The organism is Pantoea sp. alder81 (assembly GCF_020179835.1).
GTDB lineage: Bacteria > Pseudomonadota > Gammaproteobacteria > Enterobacterales > Enterobacteriaceae > Pantoea.
In genome coordinates, this window is sequence record NZ_JAIUDA010000010.1 from 180454 (window position 1) to 205095 (window position 24642).

Genomic DNA, 24642 nt, shown 5'->3' on the forward strand with positions numbered 1-24642 from the left:
TGCATATTTTGTGATTATAATTTCACTTAAGCTCAATAAATAACCCAATGAGGTCGGCAATGGCAGCGGAAAAACTAGCGGTAACCCGGGAAACGTTCGATAACGTGATTTTGCCTGTTTATGCACCAGCGCAGTTTGTGCCGGTGAAAGGTAAAGGCAGCCGAGTCTGGGATCAGCAGGGCAAAGAGTATATCGACTTCTCCGGCGGCATCGCGGTGACTGCTTTGGGCCATTGCCATCCGGCGCTGGTGGAAACGCTGAAAACGCAGGGCGAAACCTTGTGGCATACCAGCAACGTGTTCACCAATGAACCTGCGCTGCGTCTGGCGAGTAAACTGATTGCCGCGACCTTTGCCGATCGCGTGTTCTTTGGTAACTCCGGCGCGGAAGCCAACGAAGCTGCTTTCAAGCTGGCACGCTATTACGCCTGCAAAAAACACAGCCCGTTTAAAAGCAAAATCATCGCCTTCCACAATGCGTTCCACGGCCGTACCTTGTTTACCGTTTCCGTCGGCGGCCAGCCGAAATACTCCGATGGCTTTGGTCCCAAACCGGCGGATATCGTGCATGTGCCGTTTAACGATCTGGATGCGGTGAAAGCGGTGATTGATGATCACACCTGCGCCATTGTCGTCGAGCCGATTCAGGGCGAAGGTGGCGTGGTGGCGGCGACGCAGGAATTTATGCAGGGCCTGCGTGCACTGTGTGATGAGCACAACGCGTTGCTGGTGCTGGATGAAGTGCAGAGCGGCATGGGTCGTAGCGGTAAGCTGTTCAGCTACGAACATTACGGCATCAAGCCAGACATCATTACCACCGCGAAAGCGCTGGGCGGCGGATTCCCGGTGAGCGCGATGCTGACCACCAATGAAATCGCTTCAGTGATGGCGCCCGGCGTGCACGGCACCACCTACGGCGGCAATCCGCTGGCCTGTGCGATTGCCGAAACCGCACTGGACATCATCAACACCCCTGAAGTGCTGGGTGGTGTGGAAGCCCGTCGTCAGCAGTTCGTTGAAGCGCTGCAGGCGATCGACAGCAAATACGATCTGTTCAGTGAGATTCGGGGCAAAGGTTTGCTGATTGGGGCAGCGCTGAAACCGCAGCACGCCAGCAAGGCGCGCGACATTCTCAACGCATCAGCCGCAGAAGGATTGATGATCCTGACCGCCGGCACCGATGTGATTCGTTTCGTGCCGTCATTGGTGATCGAACCGACCGATATCGAAGAAGGCATGGCGCGCTTCGCCAAAGCCATTGAGAAAGTGCTGGCTGCCTGATTAGCTTTTCGGGCGCAGTACTTTGAGCCAGCTGCCATGATGTGGCCGCTGGCTCCACGCCAGTGAAGAAATGGTGTGCATGACGTTCAGATGTTGCAGAATCCGCTTCACATGCTGTTCCACAATCGTCACCGGCCCCTCATTCAGATTCTCCGGCGCTTCCAGAATATTGCTGTCATTGCCTGGCCCGTCATACGCCAGACGTTGCTGACAGCGCTGCAGCGCAATTTCACAGGATTGCAGATAACGCTCCGCCAGTTTAGGCGTCAGCATGGTGTGCTCACGCGCCAGAATGGTCATTGCGTTGAGATGCTCAACGATAAACTGACTGTGCGTCACCCACATGCGCATATCTTTCAGGTACTGCGCATTAAAGCCCGGCTCGCTGGATGCCTGATTCAGGGAGTTGAACAGCGCATTGTGCGCCTGATTAACCTTCATGCGTTGATACGCCAGCTTTTCGGGGGATTGCTCCGGCCCCAGCAGCATTCTTAGCGCTTCCTGGTAGGCATCCAGTGCATCATGTGCGTTGCTGCGCAGCAAGCCACTCTGCCACTGCGGCCATAGCCAAATCATGCCGGCAAAGGCGATCAGGCAGCCCATCAGCGTATCCATCATGCGCGGTAACAGGAACTGCGCACCGTTCAGCGACAGCAGCTGCAGCGAATACACTGCCGTCACGGTAAAGCCAATCATCGACCAGCCGTAATACTTGCGCGTCACCAGATAGCTGGCGAGGGTGATGGCCAGCATAAACAGCAAGGTGATCGATTCGGGCACCGCCAGCTGCAGCGAACCGGCCGCGATCAGCAATCCGGCAAAGGTGCCCAACGCACGGTGCTGAATGCGTACCCGTGTGGCGCTGTAGCCATTCTGGCTGACGAACATAATGGTCATCAAAATCCAGTAGGGCTTGGGAATATTGAAGAACAGCGCCAGCGCACTACCAAACATCAGCATCATCGAGATACGCGCGGCGGTGCGCAATGCGGCGGATTTCAGCGACAGATAGCTGCGCAGCGCCGGAAACAGCGGCAAACGGCGCTGGCGATCGGCCATCAGGTCACGGGTGTACAACGGCTTCTGGGTGCGCAGCACGCGGGCGATACGGCTGAAGTGGTAATAGCAGAAGTTACCCACCGGATTATCGGGGTTTTGACGCGCAATCTTCTCCAGCGCACCTAGCTGCTTCTCCATGTGAAAACGATCGGGCAACTGATGATAGAGAATGGCATCGGCCAGCAGACGCAGGCGCGCAGAGATGGTTTTCGCATTCCAGCGGATCACCGCTTCGGCGTGACTCTGTTCCACCAGCTTCTGCACCTCTTCCGGTTGGTGCAGGCTCACCGAGATGTGTTCCTGCAAATCCAGCGCCACCTGGAACGCGCGCGTCAGGCGTTTGTGGCTGTTATCACGACTGGCCGACAGCATATGCATTTGCTGATAACAGGTGGTGATCAGATCGACGGCTTTTTGCTGGCGCGCCAGCAGCGGCGGTAACGCTTTTTCCGGATCGGTGAGCTGCGTCAGCAAGGTGTATTTGGCATCGCAGTAATCCGCCAATTCCCGATACAGCAGGCTGAGGGTTTCACGCATCGGCTGCTCTTTCCACAGCCAGAACCAGAACCAGTTAAACAGGCCGTACCATAGCGTGCCACCGATATACAGTAGCGGCGGCACCCACATGGGCATGCGTCCTACCAGGCTGAGGCTAAAAATGGCGGCAATCAGTGTGGCGGGCAGCAAACGGCCGTGCAACGGGCTGATTTCGCCGGTCACGCCTATCAGCAGCGGCAGCACGAACAGGATCAGCGGTAAAGGAATCGCGTCACTGGTGAGAAATTGGATCAAAAAACTGGCGGTGGCAAACAGGGAGCCGCCGACAATCAGGCGTTTGAAGAAGCGTTTATGCGGGGTATCGAGACCCGCCATGTTGCAGCAGGCTGGGACTAAGGAGAAGAGCAGGCCTTTTTGCAGATCGCCAAACAGCCAGCCAAGAGCCACAGGCAGGCACAGCACCAGCGTTTGCCGCAGTGCGTAGTTGACCTCAGGATGATAGATGATTCGGCGCCACATCAGCTCATCGTAAACAAAAACGGCGCGATGTTGCCATCACGCCGTGGGTGATAAGAAATTAGCGGGTGCCGTAGACGACGATGGTTTTACCGTGTGCGGAGATCAGGTTCTGATCTTCCAGCATTTTCAGGATACGACCCACGGTTTCGCGTGAGCAACCCACGATTTGACCAATCTCCTGACGGGTGATTTTGATTTGCATCCCGTCCGGGTGAGTCATCGCATCTGGTTGTTTAGCCAGATTAAGCAGCGTTTGCGCGATACGGCCCGTCACATCGAGGAAGGCAAGGTTGCCCACTTTCTCGGAGGTGACTTGCAGACGACGCGCCATTTGCGACGAGAGTCGCATTAAAATATCCGGGTTTACCTGAATCAGCTGACGGAATTTTTTGTAGGAAATTTCAGCCACTTCGCAGGCACTTTTCGCACGTACCCAGGCACTACGTTCCTGACCTTCTTCAAACAGGCCGAGTTCGCCGATGAAATCTCCCTGATTGAGGTAGGAGAGGATCATCTCTTTGCCTTCTTCATCTTTGATCAGTACCGCGACGGAACCTTTCACGATGTAGTACAGCGTTTCCGCTTTCTCACCCTGATGGATGAGCGTGCTTTTGGACGGATATTTGTGAATATGGCAATGGGACAGGAACCATTCGAGTGTAGGGTCTGTTTGCGGTTTGCCGAGAACCATTCGCTATTATCCTCTGTTGTAATCGTGCCCAAAATACAGGGGGCAGTTTTCCCTGTCAGGCGGTGTAATCGTAGAGCGCTTCCAGTAAAGGAAAATTATTTCCGGGTGATTCTTAAGCTACGCTTTTGATTCTTCCCGCCTTCGTCTGTTATGACGAAAATATTTTCAGCACTGTTTGTAGCACAGCTTTTGCAAGCTGTCTTCTGTTGTCTCGCTTCAGCAAAGGGCAGATGTGTCTGGATTGCTGTTTATCAAGTGAAAGCGTACTCTGGCGGCAAAACCGCCACTTCAGGAGAAAGAATAATGCAGGCACGAGTGAAATGGGTGGAAGGGCTGACCTTTCTCGGAGAATCCTCATCAGGCCATCAGGTATTAATGGACGGTAACTCGGGCGACAAAGCGCCGAGCCCGATGGAGATGGTTTTGATGGCAGCTGGCGGCTGTAGCGCGATTGACGTGGTGTCGATCCTGCAAAAGGGTCGAAATGACGTGGCTGACTGCGAGGTGAAACTCACCTCCGAGCGCCGTGAAGAAGCGCCACGTATTTTCACGCAAATCAACCTGCATTTTATCGTTAGCGGCAAGGCGCTAAGCGATAAAGCGGTCGCGCGGGCTGTCGATCTGTCGGCGGAGAAGTATTGCTCGGTGGCGATCATGCTCGGCAATAGTGTGAAAATGACGCACAGTTACGAAGTGATTGAGCGATAGCATCAGCGGGCGGCCAAACGGCCGCCGCTACAGAATTTCTGGATTATTCAATCCGTTTACCTTCAATCAGCCGCTGCACCAGTGGCGTCATGATTAACTCCATCGCTAGACCCATTTTACCGCCCGGCACCACCAGCGTGTTCATATGTGAAATGAACGAGCCCTGGATCATCGCCAGCAGATAAGGGTAAGCAATGCCTTCCAGTCCACGGAAGTGAATCACCACAAAACTTTCATCGAGCGAAGGGATTTCACGTGCGGCAAACGGGTTGGAGGTGTCAACGGTCGGCACGCGCTGGAAGTTGATATGGGTGCGTGAGAACTGCGGCGTGATGAAGTTGATGTAATCCTCCATCGAACGCACCACCGAATCCATCACCGCTTCGCGCGAATGGCCACGCTCGCCGGTGTCGCGCACCAGCTTTTGAATCCACTCCAGGTTGACGATCGGCACCACACCGACCAACAGATCGACATGCTCCGCCACGTTCTGCTGCTGCGTGACGACGCCGCCATGCAGCCCTTCATAGAACAACACATCGGTGTTTTCCGGCAATGGCTGCCAGGGCGTGAAGGTGCCGGGCACCTGATTCCAGGGTACAGCTTCATCATAGGTGTGCAGATATTTGCGCGATTCACCTAACCCGGTTTGTCCGTAGTGCTTGAAGGTGTGTTCTAACAGACCGAAGTCGTTGGCTTCCGGGCCGAAATAGCTGATATGGCGACCCAGATCGCGCGCTTTACGGATCGCCATGTCCATTTCGGGACGGGTATAGCGATGGAAGCTGTCACCTTCCAGCTCCGCAGCGTGCAAATCCAGCTGCTGAAATATTTTACGGAAGGCAACGCTGGTGGTGGTAGTACCGGCACCGCTTGAACCGGTCACGGCAATGATTGGATGCCTGGCTGACATAACAGAACTCCCTGTGAGGTCGGGCGATGAGCATTGTTACCACGAATTATCGTGCGGTGCATTAACCGCGAAATTCGCCTTTCGGCATAATGTTGACGGATTCATGCAGTTCCGACCACACCAGAACGACGTCCCCGCGTTCCAGCTGGCGGCGCACGTCGGCCACTTTCTGTTCCAGGCTGCGCTCCTGCTCACCGTAGTCGGTGCCTTCGCGCAGCACGAAGGTTTCAATCAGGTTTTCCAGCGTTGCGACTTCAAGTTCTTGCCAGGGAATAATCACGATCACACATCCAGATAAGTTGAGAGCCAGTCAGGCACACGTTGTTCCAGCCACATTTTTGGCTTCATTAACGTACCGCCGACAAAGCCAACGTGACCGCCTTTTTGCGTCAGCTGATATTCAATCGAAGGCGACAGCTGTTCCGGCTGCGGGATCACCGCATCAGTCATAAAGGGATCGTCTTTAGCATGGATGATCAGCAACGGTTTGCGCACGCCCGTGAGCAAGGGCATGGCGCTGGCACGTTGATAATAGTCGTTGGCATCCAGAAAACCGTGCGCGCGGGCGGTAATCGCATCATCAAACTCACGAATACGGCGGAATGCCCGTAGCTGGCTCAGTTCAACGGGCAACGTGCCGGGCCAGGCCAACAGTTTGCGCGTGGCATTCTGTTTCAGCTTGGTCAGCAAATAGTGCTGATAGAAACGAGAGAAGCCGGCATCGAGCTTTTCGCTGCAGGGCTCGAGCGCAAAGGGAGCCGAAATCGCGACGGCTGCATCCACAGGCACATCATTCCCCTGCATGCCCAATAAATAGGCCAGCATATTGCCACCGAGTGAAACGCCCACTGCTGCAGTAGGCACCGTGCCCCATTCGCGCTGTAGCCAGTGCAGGAAATAAGTCGCGTCTTCGGTTTCACCGGAATGATAGATGCGCTCCAGGCGATTCGGCTCGCCGCTGCAGCCACGAAAGTGCATCACCACCGCCAGCCAGCCACGGGCCTGGCACGCTTGCATCAGGCCATGAGCATATGGGCTACGGAAGCTGCCTTCCAGGCCATGGAACATCACCATACGCGGCTTGTGGCGTGCCTGTGCCGGGTCTTCGCTCCACGCGAGATCGACAAAATCGCCGTCCGGCAGGTCAAGTCGCTGCCAGTGCGGGCGCAAGGTTACGCGCCGACGCAGTATGCGCGGCAGCAGTGTTTGCAGATGCGCGTTACTGAATCCGCGCAGCGGTGTAAATCGCTCGCCGTTCAGGCGATCAAAATAGCTTGGGTAAAGGCTTGTCTGATGCATAACTCGCTGATAGCTTCGATGGGTTGTTCGCTTTACTGGGTGAGGAGCACCCGAATATACATGGAACTGAGTCTTTTTTTATCAATGTTAGGTTTTCTTTGGGTCGCTGCCATCACGCCAGGGCCCAATAATATGTTACTTACCGCCTCAGGTGCTAATTTTGGCTTCCTGCGCACCATCCCGCTGCTCATTGGTATCATGATTGGTATGCAAGTCATGTTGCTGATGGTGGCATTTGGCATCGGCGGCTTGATCCTGCTTTATCCTTCGCTGCATCTGGTGCTGAAGATTGCCGGTAGCCTCTACTTGCTGTGGCTGGCGTGGAAAATCGCCACCGCCGAGTACGAGAAGCTGGAAACCGAAGACGCGACGGTGAAACAGATGCCGTTCTGGCAGGGTGGCCTGTTACAGCTGATCAACCCGAAAGCCTGGCTGATGGCGTTGGGTGCGGTGGCCAGCTTTAGCCTTGCGGGTGACGCCTATCTGCATTCGGTGATTGCCATCAGTATCGGCATGGCGCTGGTCAACGTGGTCTCCGGTGTTATCTGGATGGGATTTGGTTCCATGATTGGCCGTTTTCTGCGCAGTCCGCGCGCGTGGAAAATCTTCAATCTGGCGATGGGTGCGCTGACAGCAGCCTGTGTACTGCTGATCTGGCGTTAAGTTAACTGGAGGCGCGTTCAACGCGCTTCCAGGGTAACACCTCACGCACCACTTCACTGTGCGGCTGGCGGATGCGGTTTAGTAACAGCTGAACACTGCGTGCGCCCAGCCGATTCATTGGTTGTTCGATGGTGGTCAGTGGCGGATTGAGGCTGCTGGTGAAAGGAATGCCATCGAATCCTACTACCGCCAAATCCTCTGGTACCCGTAATCCCGCTTCCAGCGCTGCATGGATCACGCCAACCGCCAGCACATCAGAAACGGCAAATACGGCGTCTGGTCGCTCCGGTAGCGCCAGCAGTTCACGCAGTGCGGCACTGCCCGCTTCACACGAAATGTTTTCCGCGTAAGCCACGCCACCCCAACTCAGTTCCAGCTGCTCCAGCGCTTCGCGATAACCGGCTTCACGCTGATGCGAATAGAGATAGCGCATATCACAATTCACCAGCGCGATGCGGCGGCGGCCTTTGATGGCCAGATAACGCACGGTTTCGAATGCGGCTTCTTTATTATCAATGGTGACGCTGGAGGCCGGGATCGATGGATCATATTCCGCACACTGTACCCAGGGCGCGTCGCCAATCATGCCTTTCAATTCCTGCAAACAGGCGGCGGCATCCATGGTGATGACGCCATCCACCACTTTGCCGCTCAGCAGCGCCAGATAGGCAGCTTCGCGCGGCAGTTGCGAAGCCGAATTGCACAACAGGATGTGATAACCCTGTGCTTCGGCTTCAGCTTCAATGCCTTGCACCACGCGTGAGCAGAAGGGATTAGTGATGTCTGAAATTAACACCAGCAACATATGACTCTGGGCAGTACGCAGCTGACGGGCCAGCAGATTGGGCTGATAGTCACAGTGATTGATGGCCGCCAACACCTTTTCTCGCGTATCTGTACGCACGCCGGGATGCTGGTTCAACACCCGAGAAACCGTGGCTTTAGACACGCCAGCAAGACGGGCAACTTTCTCAATCGACATGGATTTCAGTACCGCCAGTAGAGGTGAAAAATCAGAAGCCTATCAATAGCACAGACGTTATGTGAGCGTGTGACATATTTCCGTCTTTACGCCTTCTTTGCATTTGCGCATTTCGCATAGCCTTGCCCGATGTTGATCTAAGAACGGATTTTCATTAGGGATAATTTTTAATTCCTTTATGAAATTACCGCCGCTGGAGAAACTGCCGTCACGACATAACATTGGGGTGAATGATGATGGCAGTGAAAAAAACAGTAACAGCAGTGGCGGCAGCATTGGCCCTGATGGCTTTTCAGGCGCAGGCGGTGAATGTCACCGTGGCGTATCAAACCTCGGCGGAACCGGCCAAAGTGGCGCAGGCCGACAACACCTTTGCTAAAGAGAGCGGCGCGACTGTTGACTGGCGCAAGTTCGACAGCGGTGCCAGCGTACTGCGCGCGTTGGCTTCTGGCGATGTGCAGATCGGCAATATTGGTTCCAGCCCGCTGGCGGTCGCCGCGACTCAGCAACTGCCTATCGAGGCTTTCCTGCTGGCCTCACAGCTCGGAAATTCCGAAGCGCTGGTGGTGAAGAAATCCATCACCAACCCGAAAGATCTGATCGGCAAACGTATCGCAGTGCCTTTCATCTCCACCACCCATTACAGCCTGCTGTCTGCGCTCAAGCATTGGGGCATTAAGCCTTCGCAGGTTCAGTTAGTGAACCTGCAGCCGCCTGCCATTATCGCGGCGTGGAAACGCGGCGATATCGATGGGGCTTACGTCTGGTCACCGGCGGTTAACGAGCTGGAAAAAGATGGCACGGTGCTGACCGACTCTTCTCAGGTGGGCAAATGGGGTTCACCGACGCTGGATGTGTGGGTAGTGCGCAAAGATTTCGCCCAGCAGCATCCGGAGATCGTCACCGCCTTTGCCCGCAGCGCGATTGAGGCACAGCAGTCCTACATCACCAATCCAGAACAGTGGCTCAAGCAGCCCGATAACCTTAGCAAGCTGTCGCGTTTGAGTGGCGTACCCGAAGCGGATGTACCGGTACTGGTAAAAGGGAACACCTACCTGACCGCACAGCAGCAGGTGGAACAACTGGGTAAACCGGTGAACAAAGCGATCGTCGATACCGCACACTTCCTGAAAGAGCAGGGCAAAGTGCCGGATGCCGCTAACGACTACAGCAGCTACGTCACCACGCGCTTTGTTGCGCCTTTGACGAAGTAACGGAGGCCGTATGCTCAGCATCACCAACCTGAATGCACGTTACGCCGGACAACCCGCGCTGCAGGATATCAACCTGCAGCTGGACCAACGCGACCTGCTGGTGGTGCTGGGACCGTCCGGCTGTGGCAAAACCACCTTACTGAATTTGATTGCCGGTTTCCTGCCGCTGGAGTCAGGCAGCATCACGTTAGATGGCAAAGCGGTGAAGGGACCGGGCGCGGAACGCGGCGTGGTGTTTCAGAACGAAGGGTTACTGCCGTGGCGTAACGTGATCGATAACGTGGCGTTTGGTTTGCAGCTGGCGGGAATGGAGAAGGCGGAACGCCATGCCATCGCCCGCCGCTTGATCCGCAAAGTCGGGCTGGAAGGGGCGGAAAAGCGTTTTATCTGGCAGCTCTCTGGGGGTCAACGTCAGCGCGTGGGGATTGCGCGTGCGCTGGCGGCTGATCCTCAGTTGCTGCTGTTAGATGAACCCTTTGGCGCGCTGGATGCCTTCACTCGTGAACAGATGCAAACCCTGCTGCTGACGCTATGGCGGGATACCGGCAAACAGATTTTGCTGATTACCCACGACATCGAAGAAGCGGTGTTTCTTGCCAGCGAGCTGGTGCTGCTATCGCCGGGACCAGGCCGCGTGGTGGAGCGCATCAAACTCGACTTTGGTCAGCGTTTTGCCGCCGGTGAGCCGTGCCGCAGCATCAAATCCGACCCGGCTTTTATCGAACGCCGTGAATACGTGTTGAACCAGGTCTTTTCCCAGCGGGAGGCGTTTATATGAGCGCGGTGATTGATGAGAAAACCTAGGCACGCCGACGCACGCTGCGCTGGCCCTTTTCCCCACAGTTTTCCCTGAGCTTGCTGAGTGTAGCCGTGCTGCTGCTGGTGTGGTGGGGCGTGACGGCACTGGGTTTGGTGGCGCCGCTGTTTCTGCCGCCGCCTCAGCAGGTGCTGAAAAAGTTACTGCTGATCGCCAGCCCGCAAGGCTTTATGGATGCGACCTTATGGCAGCATTTGGGTGCCAGCCTGGCACGCATGCTGGTGGCGCTGTTCTTCGCGGCGCTGATTGGCATCCCGGTGGGGATTGCGATGGGCCTGAGCCCGGCGATTCGTGGGCTGCTCGACCCGTTAATTGAACTCTATCGTCCGGTGCCGCCGCTGGCCTATTTGCCGCTGATGGTGATTTGGTTTGGTATCGGCGAAACCTCGAAAATCTTACTGATCTATCTGGCAATCTTCGCGCCTGTCACGCTCTCGACGCTGGCAGGGGTGAAAAATGCTCAGCAGGTACGGATTCGCGCGGCACAGGCTCTAGGCGCTTCGCGCTGGCAACTGCTGCGCTTTGTCATCCTGCCGGGCGCGCTGCCGGAAATTCTCACCGGTTTACGTATTGGTCTTGGCGTGGGTTGGTCGACGCTGGTGGCCGCTGAACTGATCGCCGCCACGCGAGGTCTCGGCTTTATGGTGCAGTCGGCGGGTGAATTCCTTGCCACCGATGTGGTGCTGGCCGGTATCGCGGTGATTGCCTTGATTGCCTTTAGTTTAGAACTGGGTCTGCGCGCTTTGCAGCGACGCCTGACACCCTGGAATGGAGAACAGCAATGAACGAACGTGTCACCTTTACCGCGCTGGGCCCGTATATCGGTGCGCAGGTCAGCGACCTCGATCTCAGCCGCCCGTTAAGCGACGCGCAGTTTGAGCAGCTTTATCATGGTCTGTTGCGCCATCAAGTGTTATTCCTGCGTAATCAGGTGATCACGCCGGAACAGCATCGTGCACTGGCGATTCGCTTCGGCGATCTGCACATCCATCCGGTGTATCCGCATGCCGAGGGCGTGGAAGAAATTATCGTGCTGGACACCCATCAGGATAATCCGCCAGATAATGATAACTGGCACACTGATGTCACTTTTATCGAGACGCCACCGGCGATTGCAATTTTAGCGTCGAAGCTGCTGCCGGAGAGCGGTGGCGATACGCTGTGGTCTACGGGCATTGCGGCCTATGAAGCGCTGTCAGAGCCGTTTAAGCAACTACTGAGCGGCTTGCAGGCGGAGCACGATTTTAAGAAGTCTTTTCAGGAATATAAGTACCGTAAGACGGAAGAAGAGCATCAGCGCTGGCAGCAGGCGGTAGCCAAACATCCGCCGGTGCAGCATCCGGTGATTCGTACCCATCCGGTGAGCGGGCGCAAGGCGCTGTTCGTCAATGAAGGCTTCACAACGCGGTTACTGGGATTGAGCGAGAAGGAGAGTGAGGCGCTGCTGAATTTCCTGTTCTGGCACACGGCGAAGCCGGAGTTTCAGGTGCGCTGGCGCTGGCAGGAGAATGATGTGGCGATCTGGGATAACCGCGTGACGCAACATTATGCGAATGCCGATTATTATCCGGCGCGGCGAGTGATGCATCGGGCGACGGTGTTAGGGGATGTTCCGTTTTAAATGTGTGCGGTGGTGAGCCAGGTCGGCATGAATGCCGACCCTACAACAGGCACTTAACATGTAGGGGCAACACTTATGCTGACCTTTCAGCAGGCGCTTAGCATGTAGAGGTCAGCATCGATGCTGACCTCTAACTCGCCAGCATCTGCTCCAGCTGTTCCTGAGCATCCAGCCATGCCATTTCAACATCTTCCAGCGCGGACTTGCTTTCGGCCTGACGTTGCAGTGCCGAGGTCAGATCCGCTTTACGGCTCTGGTCGTAAATCGCGCTGTCTGAAAGTTGTGCTTCCGCTTCGCTGAGCTGGCTTTGCCACTTCGCCATCTGCTTTTCCAGCTTCTCAATCTCTTTACGCAGTGGTTGCGTTTGCGAGCGCAACTCCGCATCACGGCGCTTCTGATCTTTACGTGACTGGGCGCTGTTAGCGTTATCCTGCTTTGGCGTTGCATCCTGCTGGGCCTGCTGCTTTTGCAGATCGCTCAGCCACTGCTGGTAATCATCCAGATCGCCTTCAAACACATCGACTTTGCGGTCGTGCACCAGATAGAGGTCATCGGTAGTTGAACGCAGTAAATGGCGGTCATGCGACACCACCACCAGTGCGCCTTCGAAATCAATCAACGCTTCGGTCAGTGCCTGGCGCATATCGAGATCGAGGTGGTTCGTCGGTTCATCCAGCAGCAGCAGGTTAGGGCGCTGCCATACGATCAGCGCCAGCACCAGTCGCGCTTTTTCACCGCCTGAGAAGCGCTCGGTGATTTCACTGACTTTGTCGCCCTGGAAGCCGAAGCCGCCCAGATAATCACGCAGCTGCTGTTCCAGCGTTTGCGGCGCGATGCGGGCCAGATGCTGCAGCGGCGATTCGTCAGCGCGCAGATATTCCAGCTGATGCTGAGCGAAGTAACCAAGCTTGATGCCTTTTGCCAGGCCGACTTTGCCATCCAGCGCTTCAATCTCACCGGCCAGCAATTTGATCAGCGTTGATTTACCCGCGCCGTTACGGCCGAGTAGACCGATGCGTGAACCCGGCACCAGATTGAGTTTGATGGCATCAAGAATGATACGCTCGCCATAACCCGCCGTGACTTTCTCCATTTTCAGTAATGGATTCGGCAGGCTTTCTGGCGCGCGGAAGCTGAAACTAAACGGGTTATCGACATGAGCGGGCGCAATCAGCTCCATGCGCTCCAGCATCTTGATACGGCTCTGCGCCTGTTTGGCCTTAGTGGCCTGAGCGCGGAAGCGATCGATGTACTTTTGCAGGTGCTGTACTTTTTCCTGCTGGCTCTGGAACAGTGCCTGCTGTTGCGCCAGTTTGGCCACGCGCTGGCGTTCGAACGAGCTGTAGTTACCGGTGTATTCATACATCGTTTGCTGTTCGATATGGATAATCTTATCCACCACCGGATCGAGGAAGTCTCGGTCGTGCGAAATCAGGATCAGCGTGCCTTCATAGCTTTTCAGCCAGCGCTCCAGCCAAATCACCGCATCGAGATCTAAGTGGTTGGTCGGTTCATCCAGCAGCAGCAGATCAGAACGACACACCAGCGCCTGCGCAAGGTTAAGGCGCATACGCCAGCCACCGGAGAAATCGCTCACCGGCCGCATTAATTGTTCCTGGCTAAAGCCCAATCCGTGCAGCAGGCTGGAGGCGCGCGCATGTATGCTCCATGCCTGAATCGCATCCAACTTGCCGTGCAACAGCGCAATGGCGTTGCCGTCGTCTTTTTCGTTCGCTGCGGCTAATTCAGATTCGAGCTGACGATATTCGCGGTCGCCGTCGATAACATATTCCAGCGCGGCTTTACTGAGCGCCGGGGTTTCCTGATTCACCCACGCGAGTGCCCAGCTGCTGGGAAAGGTGAAGTTGCCTGCATCACTGCTGATTTCGCCCTTCAGCAGCGACAGCAGCGTGGATTTTCCACAGCCGTTTTTGCCCACCAGACCGACTTTTTGGCCGGGATTAATGGTGGCTGTTGCGTTATCCAGCAGCACGTTGGTGCCGCGGCGTATTTGTAATGCGGAAAATACAATCATAAGCGCCGTATCGTCAGAATATGTTAATTTATCGGCAACATAATTCAATAATGGTTAGTTGCGTCGAGCATGGTAGCGGAATTCCGCTGCGGTGACGACGCTTTGGAGGGGAACGATGTCGCAGCCACCCAAAATATTGCTGCTTTACGCCCATCCGGAAACTCAGGATTCGATTGCTAATCGGGTTTTGCTGCAGTCGGCTATGGAACTGGACCACGTCACGGTGCACGATTTATACGCCCACTATCCGGACTTTTTTATTGATATTCACCATGAGCAGCAGTTGCTGCTTGAACATCAGATCGTGGTTTTCCAGCATCCGCTTTACACCTACAGCTGCCCGGCGCTTCTGAAAGAGTGGCTGGATCGTGTGCTGTCGCGTGGATTCGCCAGTGGTGTGGATGGTAATGCGCTGGAAGGGAAATACTGGCGCAGCGTCGTGACCACCGGAGAGCCGGAAACGGCTTATCACCACAGTGGCCTGAATCGCTATCCGATGAGCGATATCATGCGTCCGTTTGAGCTGACAGCGCAAATGTGTCGCATGCACTGGATGACGCCGATGGTGATCCACTGGGCACGTCGCCAAACGCCAGAAGTGATGCGTAATTATGCGCATGCTTACCGCGATTGGCTCTCTTCACCCTTGCCGCAGGGAGTGGTGTGATGGAAGGACAAACCTTACTGACGGCTGGCGTCATTTATTTGGTCGCTGCGGTGATCGTGGTGCCCATCGCCGCGCGCCTCGGCATTGGTGCAGTACTGGGTTATCTGCTGGCGGGTATTGCCATCGGCCCATGGGGTTTAGGCTTTATTAGCGACGTCGACGAGATTTTGCACTTCTCAGAACTCGGCGTGGTGTTCCTGATGTTTATCATCGGGCTGGAGTTGAATCCCGCCAAGCTCTGGGCTTTGAGACGTTCAATCTTTGGCGTGGGCGCTGCGCAGGTATTGGTTTCTGCCGCCATTCTGGGCGTGCTGCTGTGGCTGACAAACTTTAGCTGGCAAGCGGCGGTGATCGGCGGGATCGGTCTGGCAATGTCTTCGACGGCTATGGCACTACAGTTGATGCGCGATAAAGGCATGAATCGCAGCGAAGCGGGTCAGCTCGGCTTCTCGGTGCTGCTGTTCCAGGATCTGGCCGTCATCCCCGCATTAGCATTAGTACCGTTATTGGCCGGTGGCGACAGTGGTCATGTTGACTGGCTGAAGGTCGGCATGAAGGTGTTGGCCTTCGCCGGTATGCTGGTGGGCGGTCGTTATCTGCTGCGTCCGATTTTCCGCTTTATCGCCGCTTCCGGTGTGCGTGAAGTATTCACTGCTGCCTCATTATTACTGGTGCTGGGCTCGGCGCTGTTTATGGATGCGTTGGGGCTGTCGATGGCGCTTGGCACCTTTATCGCCGGTATCCTGCTGGCAGAGAGTGAATATCGCCACGAACTGGAAGTGGCCATCGAACCCTTTAAAGGTTTGCTGCTGGGGCTATTCTTTATTTCCGTCGGCATGGCGCTGAATTTGGGTGTGCTTTATACCCATATCGTGGAGATCATCCTTGGTGTGGTGATTCTGGTGGCGGTGAAAACCCTGGTGCTCTATGTGTTGGGCCGTATTTATGGCTTACGCAGTTCCGAGCGCCTGCAATTTGCCAGCGTGCTCAGCCAGGGCGGTGAATTTGCCTTTGTGCTGTTCTCAGCGGCCTCGTCGGCCAAACTGTTTAGCGGCGATCAATTGCCACTGTTACTGGTGACAGTGACGCTATCGATGATGACCACACCGCTGCTGATGCAGGGCGTGGATAAAATTCTCGCGCGGCGTTTCAACGAGCCCGATGATGACAGTGAAAAGCCGTTTGTCGAAGACGATCAGCCGCAGGTGATTGTGGTGGGCTTTGGTCGTTTCGGTCAGGTTGTTGGCCGTTTACTGATGGCCAATAATAAACGTATTACCGTGCTGGAACGCGATATCTCCGCCGTAAGCCTGATGCGTAAGTATGGCTATAAGGTTTACTATGGGGATGCCACTGAGCTTGAGTTACTGCGTGCAGCTGGCGCGGAGAATGCGCAATCCATCGTGATCACCTGTAACGATCCTGAGGATTCGATGACCATTGTGCATCTCTGCCAGCAGCATTTCCCACAGCTGGAAATCCTGGCGCGTGCGCGGGGACGTGTAGAAGCGCATGAGTTGTTGCAGGCTGGCGTGACGCTGTTCTCACGTGAAACCTTTTCCAGTGCGCTGGAATTAGGACGCAAGACGCTGATCTCATTGGGGATGCATCCGCATCAGGCACAGCGCGCGCAGCAGCATTTCCGTCGCCTCGATATGCGCATGCTGCGTGAACTGGTGCCCAGTCATGATGACAGTGCGCAGGTTTCACGCGTGCGTGAAGCGCGTCGCGAGCTGGAGGACATCTTCCAGCGCGAAATGCAGCATGAAAAACGCCAGATTGACGGTTGGGATGACGAGTAAGACTACACTTAACATATCCGTTGCTTAATAGCGGGCAGGAAAGAGTATGCGTAAACGTTTTATTGCTGGTGCGGTATGTCCGCAATGTCAGGAAAAAGACACGCTGGCGTTGTGGCGTGAGAATAATGTCGAAGTGGTGGAGTGCGTGCAGTGCGGCCATCAAATGCGCGAAGCGGATAAACAAGTTCGCGATAAGGTGCGCAGTAATGAGCAAGTGATCGGCATTTTTCATCCTGAGTAGCGGAATGGCGCAGCTTTTTTTAAGCTTAAACTTACAGCGGGATTGAATTCCGCTACAATCGGCGCCATTAACGCTGAGCAGTATGCAGCAACACATTTGTTGGCATTCTCAGTCTTGAACCTTTCTGGTTGGTTATTGCACGAAAATAGACCAATGAGACAGGATCTCAGTTCTCAACGGTTAGGAGATATCATGAAAGTAGCAAAAGACCTGGTGGTGAGCCTGGCGTATCAGGTTCGTACCGAAGACGGTGTGTTGGTTGACGAGTCACCGGTGAGTGCACCGTTGGACTATCTGCACGGTCATGGTTCCCTGATTTCTGGTCTGGAAAAAGCGCTGGAAAATCATGATGTAGGCGATAAGTTTGATGTGCATATTCCAGCAAACGACGCTTACGGTCAGTACGACGACAACCTGGTTCAGCGCGTTCCGAAAGATGTGTTCATGGGCGTGGACGAACTGCAGGTTGGCATGCGCTTCCTGGCTGAAACCGATCAGGGTCCAGTGCCGGTTGAAATCACCGAAGTGGAAGACGAGCACGTCGTGGTTGATGGTAACCACATGCTGGCGGGTCAGAACCTGAACTTTAACGTGGAAGTGGTGGCGATCCGTGAAGCAACGGAAGAAGAAATCGCACACGGCCATGTGCATGGCGCGGATGGTCATCATCATGACCACGATCACGACCATGGTCACGATCACGGCCAGGGTGGTTGTGGTACTGGCGGTTGCGGCTGCAGCCACTAAGTTCTGCGTTGAACAACAAAAGGCCACCTTCGGGTGGCCTTTTGGTTTTAATAGTGCGGTGGTGGCGTCTCTTCGGACTGCGAGGCAATCGGTGACGGTGTCGCCGCTTTTACTTTATCCACTAATAAACGCACCTGTTCGCGCATGCGACTCATCTCCAGTTCGTGTTGAGTCACTGTCAGATTGAGCTGATCGATAGTGTGCTCCTGAAAAGCCAGCTTGCTCTCCAGCGCCTCAAGGCGTTGTTCCCACTCTTCCTGTTGCATCATCTCTTCTCCGGTTACGGTGCTGCGCCTGGCGCGTATCGGGCGTGATTCTACGGTCTTTGGCGCCAGAATCACCCGATTTTTAACCTTTATGAGGCTTGATGGTTGAAAACGGCGCTAATGCCTTCATCTCTGGTGAAACTTCCTGATGCAAAAAAGGTCGGATGTTAAGCGGGTAATTACGTTGTGGGAGTGTTCGCCGCTGCCACGTAAAGTTATAGTGTGGGCCACTGTCCGCAATGATTCCCGAGGTTTAGATGCTTCGGTTTTGGAGAAAGGATGAAATCACTGTTTAAAGTCACATTGTTAGCTACCACCATGGCCATCGCGCTGAATGCACCGCTGGCAATGGCAGCAGAAACCACCGCCGCTCCAACTGACGCTGCTCAGGCTGCGCCGCAGGCTCCGAAGAATGCTGCCTTCAAAAACGAAGACCAGCAGTCAGCTTATGCGCTGGGTGCTTCTTTGGGTCGCTACATGGACAACTCTCTGAAGGAACAAGAGAAACTGGGCATCAAACTGGACAAAGATCAGCTGATCGCGGGTGTTCAGGATGCATTCGGTGGCAAGAGCAAGCTGTCTGATCAAGAGATCGAGCAGACCCTGCAAGCCTTCGAAGGCCGCGTGAAAGGCGCTGCACAGGCGAAGATGGAAAAAGACGCGAAAGAGAACTCTGACAAGGGTACCGCTTACGCTGACAAATTCGCCAAAGAAAAAGGCGTGAAGAAAACTGAATCTGGCTTGCTGTATCAGGTTGAGAAAGAAGGCACCGGTGACGCACCTAAAGACAGCGACACTGTAGTCGTGAACTATAAAGGTACGTTGATCGACGGTACCGAGTTCGACAACTCTTACACCCGTGGCGAGCCCCTGTCATTCCGTCTCGACGGCGTGATCCCAGGCTGGACCGAAGGTCTGAAGCACGTGAAGAAAGGCGGCAAGATCAAGTTAGTGATCCCACCGAACCTGGCTTACGGCAAAAATGGCGTTCCGGGTATTCCGGCTAACTCAACACTGGTATTTGATGTTGAGCTGCTGGATATCAAGCCAGCACCAAAAGCGGATGAGAAAGCACAGGCTCCGGCCGCTGCTGATAAGAAAGCACAGTAATCTGCTTGCTTATCTGACGCCGCCTCCGGGCGGCGTTTTTATTTGTCAGTCAGACTGAAGATGCGCTGGCTGTGCTCGCAATCCTCACTCATGCTGAGGGCTGAGCGAACGTGCTGTCTTTCAGCAAACCAAATTGTTTAGGGGAATGAGTAAAGCTCTGGCTAAACACCCCGACATTTGCCAGACTAGCGCCTGCACAACTATCACAATATGAGTCTGCCCCAAAGCTGTCGAGACAGGCTCCAGCCATTTAGGGTAATGTCTTCGATGTCTAATCCATTCAATCCCGGTGAACTGACTGACTTCGATTTACTGGAGCAACGTCCGTTCGAGCAAGCAGACTACGATATTCTCAAATCTTACGAAGCCGTCGTCGATGGTCTTGCGATGCTGATCGGTTCGCACTGCGAAATCGTGCTTCACTCGCTGGAAGATCTGAAATGCTCCGCCGTGCGCATCGCCAATGGTGAACATACCGGCCGCAAAGTAGGCTCGCCGATTACCGATTTGGCACTGCGCATGCTGCATGATATGCATGGCGCCGACAGCAACGTCTCCCGCGCTTACTTCACGCGCGCCAAAAGCGGCGTGCTGATGAAATCTGTCACCATCGCGATTCGTAATCGTCAGCAGCGGGTGATTGGCCTGCTGTGTATCAATATGAACCTCGATGTGCCGTTCTCGCAGATTATGTCGACCTTTATGCCGCCGGAAATGCAGCAGGTGGATTCTAATGTTAACTTTGCCAGCTCAGTTGAAGACCTGGTGATGCAAACGCTGGAATTTACCATTGAGGAAGTGAGCAACGACCGCAACGTGTCGAACAATGCGAAGAATCGTCAGATTGTGCTCAATATGTATGAGAAGGGCATCTTCGATATCAAAGACGCGATTAACCAGGTTGCCGATCGTCTCAATATCTCCAAGCACACGGTTTACCTCTATATCCGCCAGTTTAAGAGTGGTGACTTCCAGGGGCAGGATCGCTAATGCGCTATACCTTGCTGGTGACAGGGCCGGCATACGGTACGCAGCATGCCAGTAGCGCTTTGCTGTTTGCTCGTGCGCTGATTAAAGAAGGTCACCAGTTAGAGAGTGTCTTCTTTTATAGAGAAGGCGTGCTGAATGCCAACCAGCTTAGTGCTCCCGCCAGCGATGAAGTGGATGTGGTGCGCGCATGGCAGCAACTACGTGAAGAGAGCGGTGCAGCGCTGAATATTTGCGTGGCTGCCGCATTGCGCCGTGGCGTGACAGATACGCAGGAAGCCACGCGCTTGCAACTGGCAGGCAGTAATTTGCAACCCGGTTTTGAACTCAGTGGCTTAGGTGCGCTGGCAGAAGCCGCGCTCAGCTGCGATCGTCTGGTGCAGTTCTGATGAATCGCGTGGCATTTCTGTTCACTCAGGCACCCCACGGCAGCAGCGCGGGCAGGGAAGGGCTGGATGCGGTTCTGGCCACCGGCGCGCTCAGCGAGGATATTGCACTGTTCTTTATTGGCGATGGCGTCCTGCAACTTCATCGCGATCAGCGTCCAGAGCAGATTCTGGCTCGTAACTATATTGCGACTTTTGGTGTGCTGGATTTGTACGACATCGACCAGTGTTTCGTTTGCCGCGAATCACTTGAGGCGCGTGGGCAAAGTTTAACGGCTGAACGCGTGATGGCGGCTGAAGTCCTGGATGCCGATACACTGCGCCAGAAACTCGCCACTTATCATCGAATCCTTCGTTTCTGAGAATCCAACATGCTCTACACGTTACTGCAATCACCCTGGCAATGCGATATCGATAGCCTGTTACTGCTCATGCAGGAGGGCGACGATTTGCTGCTGATGCAGGATGGAGTAACGGCCGCGCTTGAGGGCAGCCAGATGTTAATCAAGCTACAAGCCTCTCCGGCCGCGCTTTGGGTCCTTCAGGAAGATGTGGACGCACGCGGATTGGTTGAGCAAATTTCAACCAAAGTAGCACGTTTGGACTATACTGGTTTCGTTGCGATGACGGTGAAGCACCAACAACAAGTGGCCTGGTAAGAAGGAAAACCTGGTTATTTCTTGACACCCTTTTGACACAGCCCTAAAATTCTGCCTCCTCGTAGTAATACGAGGCGATTTATTACGTGTTTACGAAGCAAAAAGCTAAATCCCAGGAGCTATTTAATGGCAACAGTTAACCAGCTGGTTCGCAAACCACGCGTACGCAAAGTTGCAAAGAGCAACGTGCCTGCGCTGGAAGCTTGCCCGCAGAAACGTGGCGTATGTACTCGTGTGTACACCACTACCCCTAAAAAACCAAACTCAGCACTGCGTAAAGTTTGCCGTGTGCGTTTGACTAACGGTTTTGAAGTTACCTCCTACATCGGCGGTGAAGGTCATAACCTCCAGGAACACTCAGTGATCCTGATCCGTGGCGGTCGTGTTAAAGACTTGCCAGGTGTGCGTTACCACACCGTTCGCGGCGCGCTTGACTGCTCAGGTGTTAAAGACCGTAAGCAGTCACGCTCCAAGTACGGCGTGAAGAAGCCAAAGGCTTAATGGTTCTCCGTTAAGTAAGGCCAAACATTTTCACTTTAATGTCAAAATAAACTCGTAGAGTTTTGGACAATCCTGAATTAACAACGGAGTATTTCCATGCCACGTCGTCGCGTTATTGGTCAGCGTAAAATCCTGCCAGATCCTAAGTTCGGATCAGAATTGCTGGCTAAATTTGTAAACATTCTGATGGTTGATGGTAAAAAATCTACCGCAGAATCTATCGTCTATACCGCACTTGATACCCTGGCTCAACGTGCTGGTAAAGACGGTCTGGAAGCTTTCGAAGTTGCACTCGAAAACGTACGTCCGACTGTAGAAGTTAAGTCACGTCGCGTTGGTGGTTCAACCTACCAGGTTCCAGTTGAAGTCCGTCCGGTTCGTCGTAATGCTCTGGCAATGCGTTGGATCGTTGAAGCTGCTCGTAAACGCGGTGATAAATCAATGGCTCTTCGCCTGGCGAACGAACTTTCTGATGCTGCAGAGAACAAAGGTACTGCAGTTAAGAAACGTGAAGACGTTCACCGTATGGCTGAAGCCAACAAGGCGTTCGCACACTACCGCTGGTAACAGCCACGTAGTTGTTATTAACCCAGCGGGCGTCCCAGTGACTTACCTGCTGGGCTTTTTTAACTTAGAACGTCTCAGAATCAGAGGAATCAAATGGCTCGTAAAACACCCATTGAGCGCTATCGTAACATCGGTATTAGTGCGCACATCGACGCCGGTAAAACTACCACTACCGAACGTGTTCTGTTCTACACCGGTGTAAACCACAAAATCGGTGAAGTACATGACGGCGCGGCTACCATGGACTGGATGGAGCAGGAACAGGAACGTGGTATTACTATCACTTCCGCTGCGACCACCTGTTTCTGGTCTGGTATGGCTAAGCAGTTTGAGCCACACCACGTAAACATCATCGACACCCCAGGACACGTTGACTTCACCATCGAAGTTGAGCGTTCTATGCGTGTGCTTGATGGCGCAGTGATGGTTTACTGTGCGGTTGGTGGTGTTCAGCCACAGTCTGAAACCGTATGGCGCCAGGCTAACAAATATAAAGTTCCACGCATTGCGTTCGTTAACAAAATGGACCGCATGGGTGCTAACTTCCTGAAAGTTGTTGATCAGATGCAAGCGCGTCTGGGTGCAAACCCAGTTCCACTTCAGCTGGCTATCGGCGCAGAAGAAAAATTCACCGGTGTTGTTGACCTGGTGAAAATGAAAGCTATCAACTGGAACGATGCCGATCAGGGCGTCACCTTCGAATACGAAGAGATTCCAGCTGATATGCAGGAACTGGCTGAAGAGTGGCGCGCGAAGCTGGTTGAAGCCGCTGCTGAAGGTTCTGACGAGCTGATGGAGAAATTCTTCGGCGGTGAAGAGCTGACAGAAGAAGAGATCAAAACTTCTCTGCGTAAGCGCGTGCTGAATAACGAAATCATCCTGGTTACCTGTGGTTCTGCATTTAAGAACAAAGGTGTTCAGGCGATGCTGGATGCGGTAGTTGAATACCTGCCAGCACCGACTGACGTTACCGCGATCAACGGTATGCTGGACGACGGTAAAGACACGCCGGCTGAGCGTCATTCTGACGACAACGAGCCGTTTGCTGCTCTGGCGTTCAAAATCGCAACCGACCCGTTTGTTGGTAACCTGACCTTCTTCCGCGTTTACTCTGGTGTTGTTAACACTGGTGACACCGTGTTCAACCCGGTTAAGTCAAACCGTGAGCGTCTGGGCCGTATCGTTCAGATGCACGCTAACAAACGTGAAGAGATCAAAGAAGTTCGTGCGGGCGACATCGCAGCTGCGATCGGCCTGAAAGATGTGACCACTGGTGACACCCTGTGTGACCCAGACAACGTCATCATCCTTGAGCGCATGGAATTCCCTGAGCCAGTAATCTCTATCGCCGTTGAGCCGAAAACCAAAGCTGACCAGGAAAAAATGGGTCTGGCTCTGGGTCGTCTGGCGAAGGAAGATCCATCATTCCGCGTATGGACTGATGAAGAAACCAACCAGACCATCATCGCTGGTATGGGTGAGCTGCACCTCGACATCATCGTTGACCGCATGAAGCGTGAATTCAACGTTGAAGCGAACGTCGGTAAACCTCAGGTTGCTTACCGTGAAGCGATTCGCGCGAAAGTTACCGATATCGAAGGTAAACACGCCAAGCAGTCTGGTGGTCGTGGTCAGTACGGTCATGTTGTTATCGACATGTACCCACTGGAGCCGGGCGTTAACCCGAAAGGCTACGAATTTATCAACGACATCAAGGGCGGTACGATTCCAACTGAATACATCCCTGCGGTTGATAAAGGCCTTCAGGAGCAGTTGAAGTCAGGTCCTCTGGCCGGTTATCCGGTAGTTGACTTGGGTGTTCGTCTGCACTTCGGTTCATACCATGATGTCGACTCCTCAGAGCTGGCGTTTAAACTTGCTGCTTCTATCGCGTTCAAAGAAGGCTTTAAAAGAGCAACTCCAGTTCTGCTTGAGCCGATCATGAAGGTTGAAGTAGAGACTCCGGAAGAGAACACCGGTGACGTTATCGGTGACCTTAGCCGTCGTCGTGGTATGCTCAAAGGACAGGAATCTAACGCTACTGGCGTTCAGATCCATGCTGAAGTTCCACTGTCCGAAATGTTCGGATATGCAACTCAGCTGCGTTCTCTGACCAAAGGCCGTGCTTCTTACTCCATGGAGTTCCTGAAGTACGATGATGCGCCGAACAACGTCGCTCAGGCCGTTATTGAAGCTCGTAGCAAATAAGCTACGGTTTAAAAATTGTGAACTGATGCCTTCATGACTCATGAAGGCACAACGTAAGGAATTATCGCCATGGCGAAAGAGCAATTTCAGCGTAACAAACTGCACGTAAACGTCGGCACCATCGGTCACGTTGACCATGGTAAAACCACTCTGACTGCAGCAATCACCACCGTTCTGGCTAAAACCTACGGCGGCTCTGCTA

The 24642-nt window shown here is 54.2% G+C and carries 28 protein-coding genes; 20 read left to right on the forward strand and 8 right to left on the reverse strand.

Annotated features, from left to right (window positions below):
• Positions 1-59: 59 nt before the first annotated feature.
• Positions 60-1280: a bifunctional acetylornithine/succinyldiaminopimelate transaminase gene (gene argD, locus LBW88_RS22935; protein ID WP_224934400.1), complete on the forward strand. Its 1221-nt coding sequence runs from the start codon at positions 60-62 to the stop codon at positions 1278-1280.
• Here the strand turns inward: argD and LBW88_RS22940 are convergent, their stop codons facing one another.
• Positions 1281-3356 (reverse strand): YccS/YhfK family putative transporter, encoded by a 2076-nt coding sequence (locus LBW88_RS22940; protein WP_224934402.1) that lies wholly within the window; start codon positions 3354-3356, stop codon positions 1281-1283.
• A gap of 58 nt (positions 3357-3414) precedes the next feature.
• On the reverse strand, positions 3415-4047 hold the full coding sequence (crp, locus tag LBW88_RS22945) for a cAMP-activated global transcriptional regulator CRP (protein WP_003852956.1): 633 nt from the start codon (positions 4045-4047) through the stop codon (positions 3415-3417).
• Between the two features lie 303 nt (positions 4048-4350).
• Here crp and LBW88_RS22950 point away from each other — a divergent pair, with 303 nt between their 5' ends.
• The gene (locus LBW88_RS22950) at positions 4351-4755 is read left to right on the forward strand and encodes an OsmC family protein (protein ID WP_224934404.1); all 405 of its coding nucleotides are present in this window, start codon (positions 4351-4353) and stop codon (positions 4753-4755) included.
• A gap of 43 nt (positions 4756-4798) precedes the next feature.
• Here the strand turns inward: LBW88_RS22950 and LBW88_RS22955 are convergent, their stop codons facing one another.
• The 3 genes from LBW88_RS22955 to LBW88_RS22965 form a co-directional block, all read right to left on the reverse strand.
• Positions 4799-5668, reverse strand: coding sequence for a phosphoribulokinase (locus tag LBW88_RS22955; protein WP_100701775.1), 870 nt, complete (start codon positions 5666-5668; stop codon positions 4799-4801).
• A gap of 61 nt (positions 5669-5729) precedes the next feature.
• Positions 5730-5948, reverse strand: a complete 219-nt coding sequence (locus LBW88_RS22960; protein WP_034820041.1) for a YheU family protein — start codon at positions 5946-5948, stop codon at positions 5730-5732.
• A gap of 2 nt (positions 5949-5950) precedes the next feature.
• The gene (locus LBW88_RS22965; RefSeq protein WP_224934406.1) at positions 5951-6967 is read right to left on the reverse strand and encodes a hydrolase; all 1017 of its coding nucleotides are present in this window, start codon (positions 6965-6967) and stop codon (positions 5951-5953) included.
• Positions 6968-7027: 60 nt separating this feature from the next.
• Here LBW88_RS22965 and LBW88_RS22970 point away from each other — a divergent pair, with 60 nt between their 5' ends.
• A complete protein-coding gene (locus tag LBW88_RS22970) occupies positions 7028-7630 on the forward strand; it encodes a LysE family translocator (RefSeq protein WP_224934408.1) in 603 nt (200 codons plus the stop codon).
• Between the two features lies 1 nt (position 7631).
• Here LBW88_RS22970 and LBW88_RS22975 read toward each other — a convergent pair whose 3' ends face one another.
• Entirely contained in the window at positions 7632-8612 is a 981-nt protein-coding gene (locus tag LBW88_RS22975; RefSeq protein WP_224934410.1) for a LacI family DNA-binding transcriptional regulator, read from the reverse strand.
• Positions 8613-8845: 233 nt separating this feature from the next.
• Between LBW88_RS22975 and tauA the strand changes: the two genes are divergently transcribed.
• The 4 genes from tauA to tauD are packed head-to-tail and all read left to right on the forward strand — an operon-like array spanning position 8846 to position 12264.
• On the forward strand, positions 8846-9826 hold the full coding sequence (gene tauA / locus LBW88_RS22980) for a taurine ABC transporter substrate-binding protein (RefSeq protein WP_414004108.1): 981 nt from the start codon (positions 8846-8848) through the stop codon (positions 9824-9826).
• Positions 9827-9836: 10 nt separating this feature from the next.
• Entirely contained in the window at positions 9837-10604 is a 768-nt protein-coding gene (gene tauB, locus LBW88_RS22985; protein ID WP_224934414.1) for a taurine ABC transporter ATP-binding subunit, read from the forward strand.
• Between the two features lie 41 nt (positions 10605-10645).
• Entirely contained in the window at positions 10646-11428 is a 783-nt protein-coding gene (gene tauC / locus LBW88_RS22990; RefSeq protein WP_224934447.1) for a taurine ABC transporter permease TauC, read from the forward strand.
• On the forward strand, positions 11425-12264 hold the full coding sequence (tauD, locus tag LBW88_RS22995) for a taurine dioxygenase (protein ID WP_100701767.1): 840 nt from the start codon (positions 11425-11427) through the stop codon (positions 12262-12264). Before tauC ends, tauD begins: the two co-directional genes overlap by 4 nt.
• A 130-nt stretch (positions 12265-12394) precedes the next feature.
• Here the strand turns inward: tauD and LBW88_RS23000 are convergent, their stop codons facing one another.
• A complete protein-coding gene (locus LBW88_RS23000; protein ID WP_224934417.1) occupies positions 12395-14299 on the reverse strand; it encodes an ABC transporter ATP-binding protein in 1905 nt (634 codons plus the stop codon).
• Positions 14300-14414: 115 nt separating this feature from the next.
• Here LBW88_RS23000 and kefG point away from each other — a divergent pair, with 115 nt between their 5' ends.
• The 4 genes from kefG to slyD all read left to right on the forward strand — a co-directional run bounded on the left by kefG (position 14415) and on the right by slyD (position 17756).
• Positions 14415-14966 carry a glutathione-regulated potassium-efflux system ancillary protein KefG gene (gene kefG, locus LBW88_RS23005; protein ID WP_224934419.1) on the forward strand — a complete coding sequence of 184 codons (552 nt, stop codon included), beginning with the start codon at positions 14415-14417 and terminating at the stop codon, positions 14964-14966.
• Complete coding sequence (kefB, locus tag LBW88_RS23010; RefSeq protein ID WP_224934421.1) at positions 14966-16768, forward strand: glutathione-regulated potassium-efflux system protein KefB; 1803 nt, start codon at positions 14966-14968, stop codon at positions 16766-16768. Before kefG ends, kefB begins: the two co-directional genes overlap by 1 nt.
• Positions 16769-16814: 46 nt before the next feature.
• Positions 16815-17009, forward strand: coding sequence for a YheV family putative zinc ribbon protein (locus LBW88_RS23015; protein ID WP_034830784.1), 195 nt, complete (start codon positions 16815-16817; stop codon positions 17007-17009).
• A gap of 192 nt (positions 17010-17201) precedes the next feature.
• Entirely contained in the window at positions 17202-17756 is a 555-nt protein-coding gene (gene slyD, locus LBW88_RS23020) for a peptidylprolyl isomerase (RefSeq protein ID WP_100701764.1), read from the forward strand.
• A gap of 47 nt (positions 17757-17803) precedes the next feature.
• Here the strand turns inward: slyD and LBW88_RS23025 are convergent, their stop codons facing one another.
• Positions 17804-18022 carry a SlyX family protein gene (locus LBW88_RS23025; RefSeq protein WP_224934449.1) on the reverse strand — a complete coding sequence of 73 codons (219 nt, stop codon included), beginning with the start codon at positions 18020-18022 and terminating at the stop codon, positions 17804-17806.
• Positions 18023-18301: 279 nt separating this feature from the next.
• Here LBW88_RS23025 and fkpA point away from each other — a divergent pair, with 279 nt between their 5' ends.
• From fkpA to LBW88_RS23070, 9 genes are all read left to right on the forward strand, one after another.
• Positions 18302-19132: an FKBP-type peptidyl-prolyl cis-trans isomerase gene (gene fkpA, locus LBW88_RS23030; RefSeq protein ID WP_224934423.1), complete on the forward strand. Its 831-nt coding sequence runs from the start codon at positions 18302-18304 to the stop codon at positions 19130-19132.
• Between the two features lie 267 nt (positions 19133-19399).
• The gene (locus tag LBW88_RS23035; RefSeq protein WP_224934425.1) at positions 19400-20122 is read left to right on the forward strand and encodes a transcriptional regulator; all 723 of its coding nucleotides are present in this window, start codon (positions 19400-19402) and stop codon (positions 20120-20122) included.
• Complete coding sequence (tusD, locus tag LBW88_RS23040; RefSeq protein WP_224934427.1) at positions 20122-20508, forward strand: sulfurtransferase complex subunit TusD; 387 nt, start codon at positions 20122-20124, stop codon at positions 20506-20508. The genes LBW88_RS23035 and tusD overlap by 1 nt, the downstream gene beginning before the upstream one ends.
• A complete protein-coding gene (gene tusC / locus LBW88_RS23045) occupies positions 20508-20867 on the forward strand; it encodes a sulfurtransferase complex subunit TusC (protein WP_224934429.1) in 360 nt (119 codons plus the stop codon). Before tusD ends, tusC begins: the two co-directional genes overlap by 1 nt.
• 9 nt (positions 20868-20876) lie before the next feature.
• The gene (gene tusB / locus LBW88_RS23050) at positions 20877-21164 is read left to right on the forward strand and encodes a sulfurtransferase complex subunit TusB (protein ID WP_224934431.1); all 288 of its coding nucleotides are present in this window, start codon (positions 20877-20879) and stop codon (positions 21162-21164) included.
• Between the two features lie 126 nt (positions 21165-21290).
• Entirely contained in the window at positions 21291-21665 is a 375-nt protein-coding gene (gene rpsL, locus LBW88_RS23055; RefSeq protein ID WP_006120575.1) for a 30S ribosomal protein S12, read from the forward strand.
• Between the two features lie 96 nt (positions 21666-21761).
• Positions 21762-22232 carry a 30S ribosomal protein S7 gene (rpsG, locus tag LBW88_RS23060; protein WP_007886246.1) on the forward strand — a complete coding sequence of 157 codons (471 nt, stop codon included), beginning with the start codon at positions 21762-21764 and terminating at the stop codon, positions 22230-22232.
• A 93-nt stretch (positions 22233-22325) separates the two neighbouring features.
• Positions 22326-24440 (forward strand): elongation factor G, encoded by a 2115-nt coding sequence (gene fusA, locus LBW88_RS23065; RefSeq protein ID WP_224934433.1) that lies wholly within the window; start codon positions 22326-22328, stop codon positions 24438-24440.
• A gap of 69 nt (positions 24441-24509) precedes the next feature.
• Positions 24510-24642 (forward strand): GTP-binding protein (locus LBW88_RS23070; RefSeq protein ID WP_265112695.1); only part of this gene is annotated, 133 nt, incomplete at its 3' end.

Excerpts from the sequence above, each read along its gene's own strand:
- LBW88_RS22970 (WP_224934408.1), top strand. The coding sequence starts at position 7,028 with ATGGAACTGAGTCTTTTTTTATCAATGTTAGGTTTTCTTTGGGTCGCT.
- LBW88_RS22955 (WP_100701775.1), bottom strand. The coding sequence starts at position 5,668 with ATGTCAGCCAGGCATCCAATCATTGCCGTGACCGGTTCAAGCGGTGCC.
- LBW88_RS22950 (WP_224934404.1), top strand. The coding sequence starts at position 4,351 with ATGCAGGCACGAGTGAAATGGGTGGAAGGGCTGACCTTTCTCGGAGAA.
- slyD (WP_100701764.1), top strand. The coding sequence starts at position 17,202 with ATGAAAGTAGCAAAAGACCTGGTGGTGAGCCTGGCGTATCAGGTTCGT.
- LBW88_RS23035 (WP_224934425.1), top strand. The coding sequence starts at position 19,400 with ATGTCTAATCCATTCAATCCCGGTGAACTGACTGACTTCGATTTACTG.
- tusC (WP_224934429.1), top strand. The coding sequence starts at position 20,508 with ATGAATCGCGTGGCATTTCTGTTCACTCAGGCACCCCACGGCAGCAGC.
- fusA (WP_224934433.1), top strand. The coding sequence starts at position 22,326 with ATGGCTCGTAAAACACCCATTGAGCGCTATCGTAACATCGGTATTAGT.
- tusD (WP_224934427.1), top strand. The coding sequence starts at position 20,122 with ATGCGCTATACCTTGCTGGTGACAGGGCCGGCATACGGTACGCAGCAT.
- LBW88_RS23000 (WP_224934417.1), bottom strand. The coding sequence starts at position 14,299 with ATGATTGTATTTTCCGCATTACAAATACGCCGCGGCACCAACGTGCTG.
- LBW88_RS22975 (WP_224934410.1), bottom strand. The coding sequence starts at position 8,612 with ATGTCGATTGAGAAAGTTGCCCGTCTTGCTGGCGTGTCTAAAGCCACG.
- fkpA (WP_224934423.1), top strand. The coding sequence starts at position 18,302 with ATGAAATCACTGTTTAAAGTCACATTGTTAGCTACCACCATGGCCATC.
- argD (WP_224934400.1), top strand. The coding sequence starts at position 60 with ATGGCAGCGGAAAAACTAGCGGTAACCCGGGAAACGTTCGATAACGTG.
- LBW88_RS22940 (WP_224934402.1), bottom strand. The coding sequence starts at position 3,356 with ATGTGGCGCCGAATCATCTATCATCCTGAGGTCAACTACGCACTGCGG.
- tusB (WP_224934431.1), top strand. The coding sequence starts at position 20,877 with ATGCTCTACACGTTACTGCAATCACCCTGGCAATGCGATATCGATAGC.
- rpsG (WP_007886246.1), top strand. The coding sequence starts at position 21,762 with ATGCCACGTCGTCGCGTTATTGGTCAGCGTAAAATCCTGCCAGATCCT.
- kefG (WP_224934419.1), top strand. The coding sequence starts at position 14,415 with ATGTCGCAGCCACCCAAAATATTGCTGCTTTACGCCCATCCGGAAACT.
- rpsL (WP_006120575.1), top strand. The coding sequence starts at position 21,291 with ATGGCAACAGTTAACCAGCTGGTTCGCAAACCACGCGTACGCAAAGTT.
- LBW88_RS22965 (WP_224934406.1), bottom strand. The coding sequence starts at position 6,967 with ATGCATCAGACAAGCCTTTACCCAAGCTATTTTGATCGCCTGAACGGC.
- tauB (WP_224934414.1), top strand. The coding sequence starts at position 9,837 with ATGCTCAGCATCACCAACCTGAATGCACGTTACGCCGGACAACCCGCG.
- LBW88_RS23015 (WP_034830784.1), top strand. The coding sequence starts at position 16,815 with ATGCGTAAACGTTTTATTGCTGGTGCGGTATGTCCGCAATGTCAGGAA.
- kefB (WP_224934421.1), top strand. The coding sequence starts at position 14,966 with ATGGAAGGACAAACCTTACTGACGGCTGGCGTCATTTATTTGGTCGCT.
- tauA (WP_414004108.1), top strand. The coding sequence starts at position 8,846 with ATGATGGCAGTGAAAAAAACAGTAACAGCAGTGGCGGCAGCATTGGCC.
- tauD (WP_100701767.1), top strand. The coding sequence starts at position 11,425 with ATGAACGAACGTGTCACCTTTACCGCGCTGGGCCCGTATATCGGTGCG.
- crp (WP_003852956.1), bottom strand. The coding sequence starts at position 4,047 with ATGGTTCTCGGCAAACCGCAAACAGACCCTACACTCGAATGGTTCCTG.
- LBW88_RS23025 (WP_224934449.1), bottom strand. The coding sequence starts at position 18,022 with ATGCAACAGGAAGAGTGGGAACAACGCCTTGAGGCGCTGGAGAGCAAG.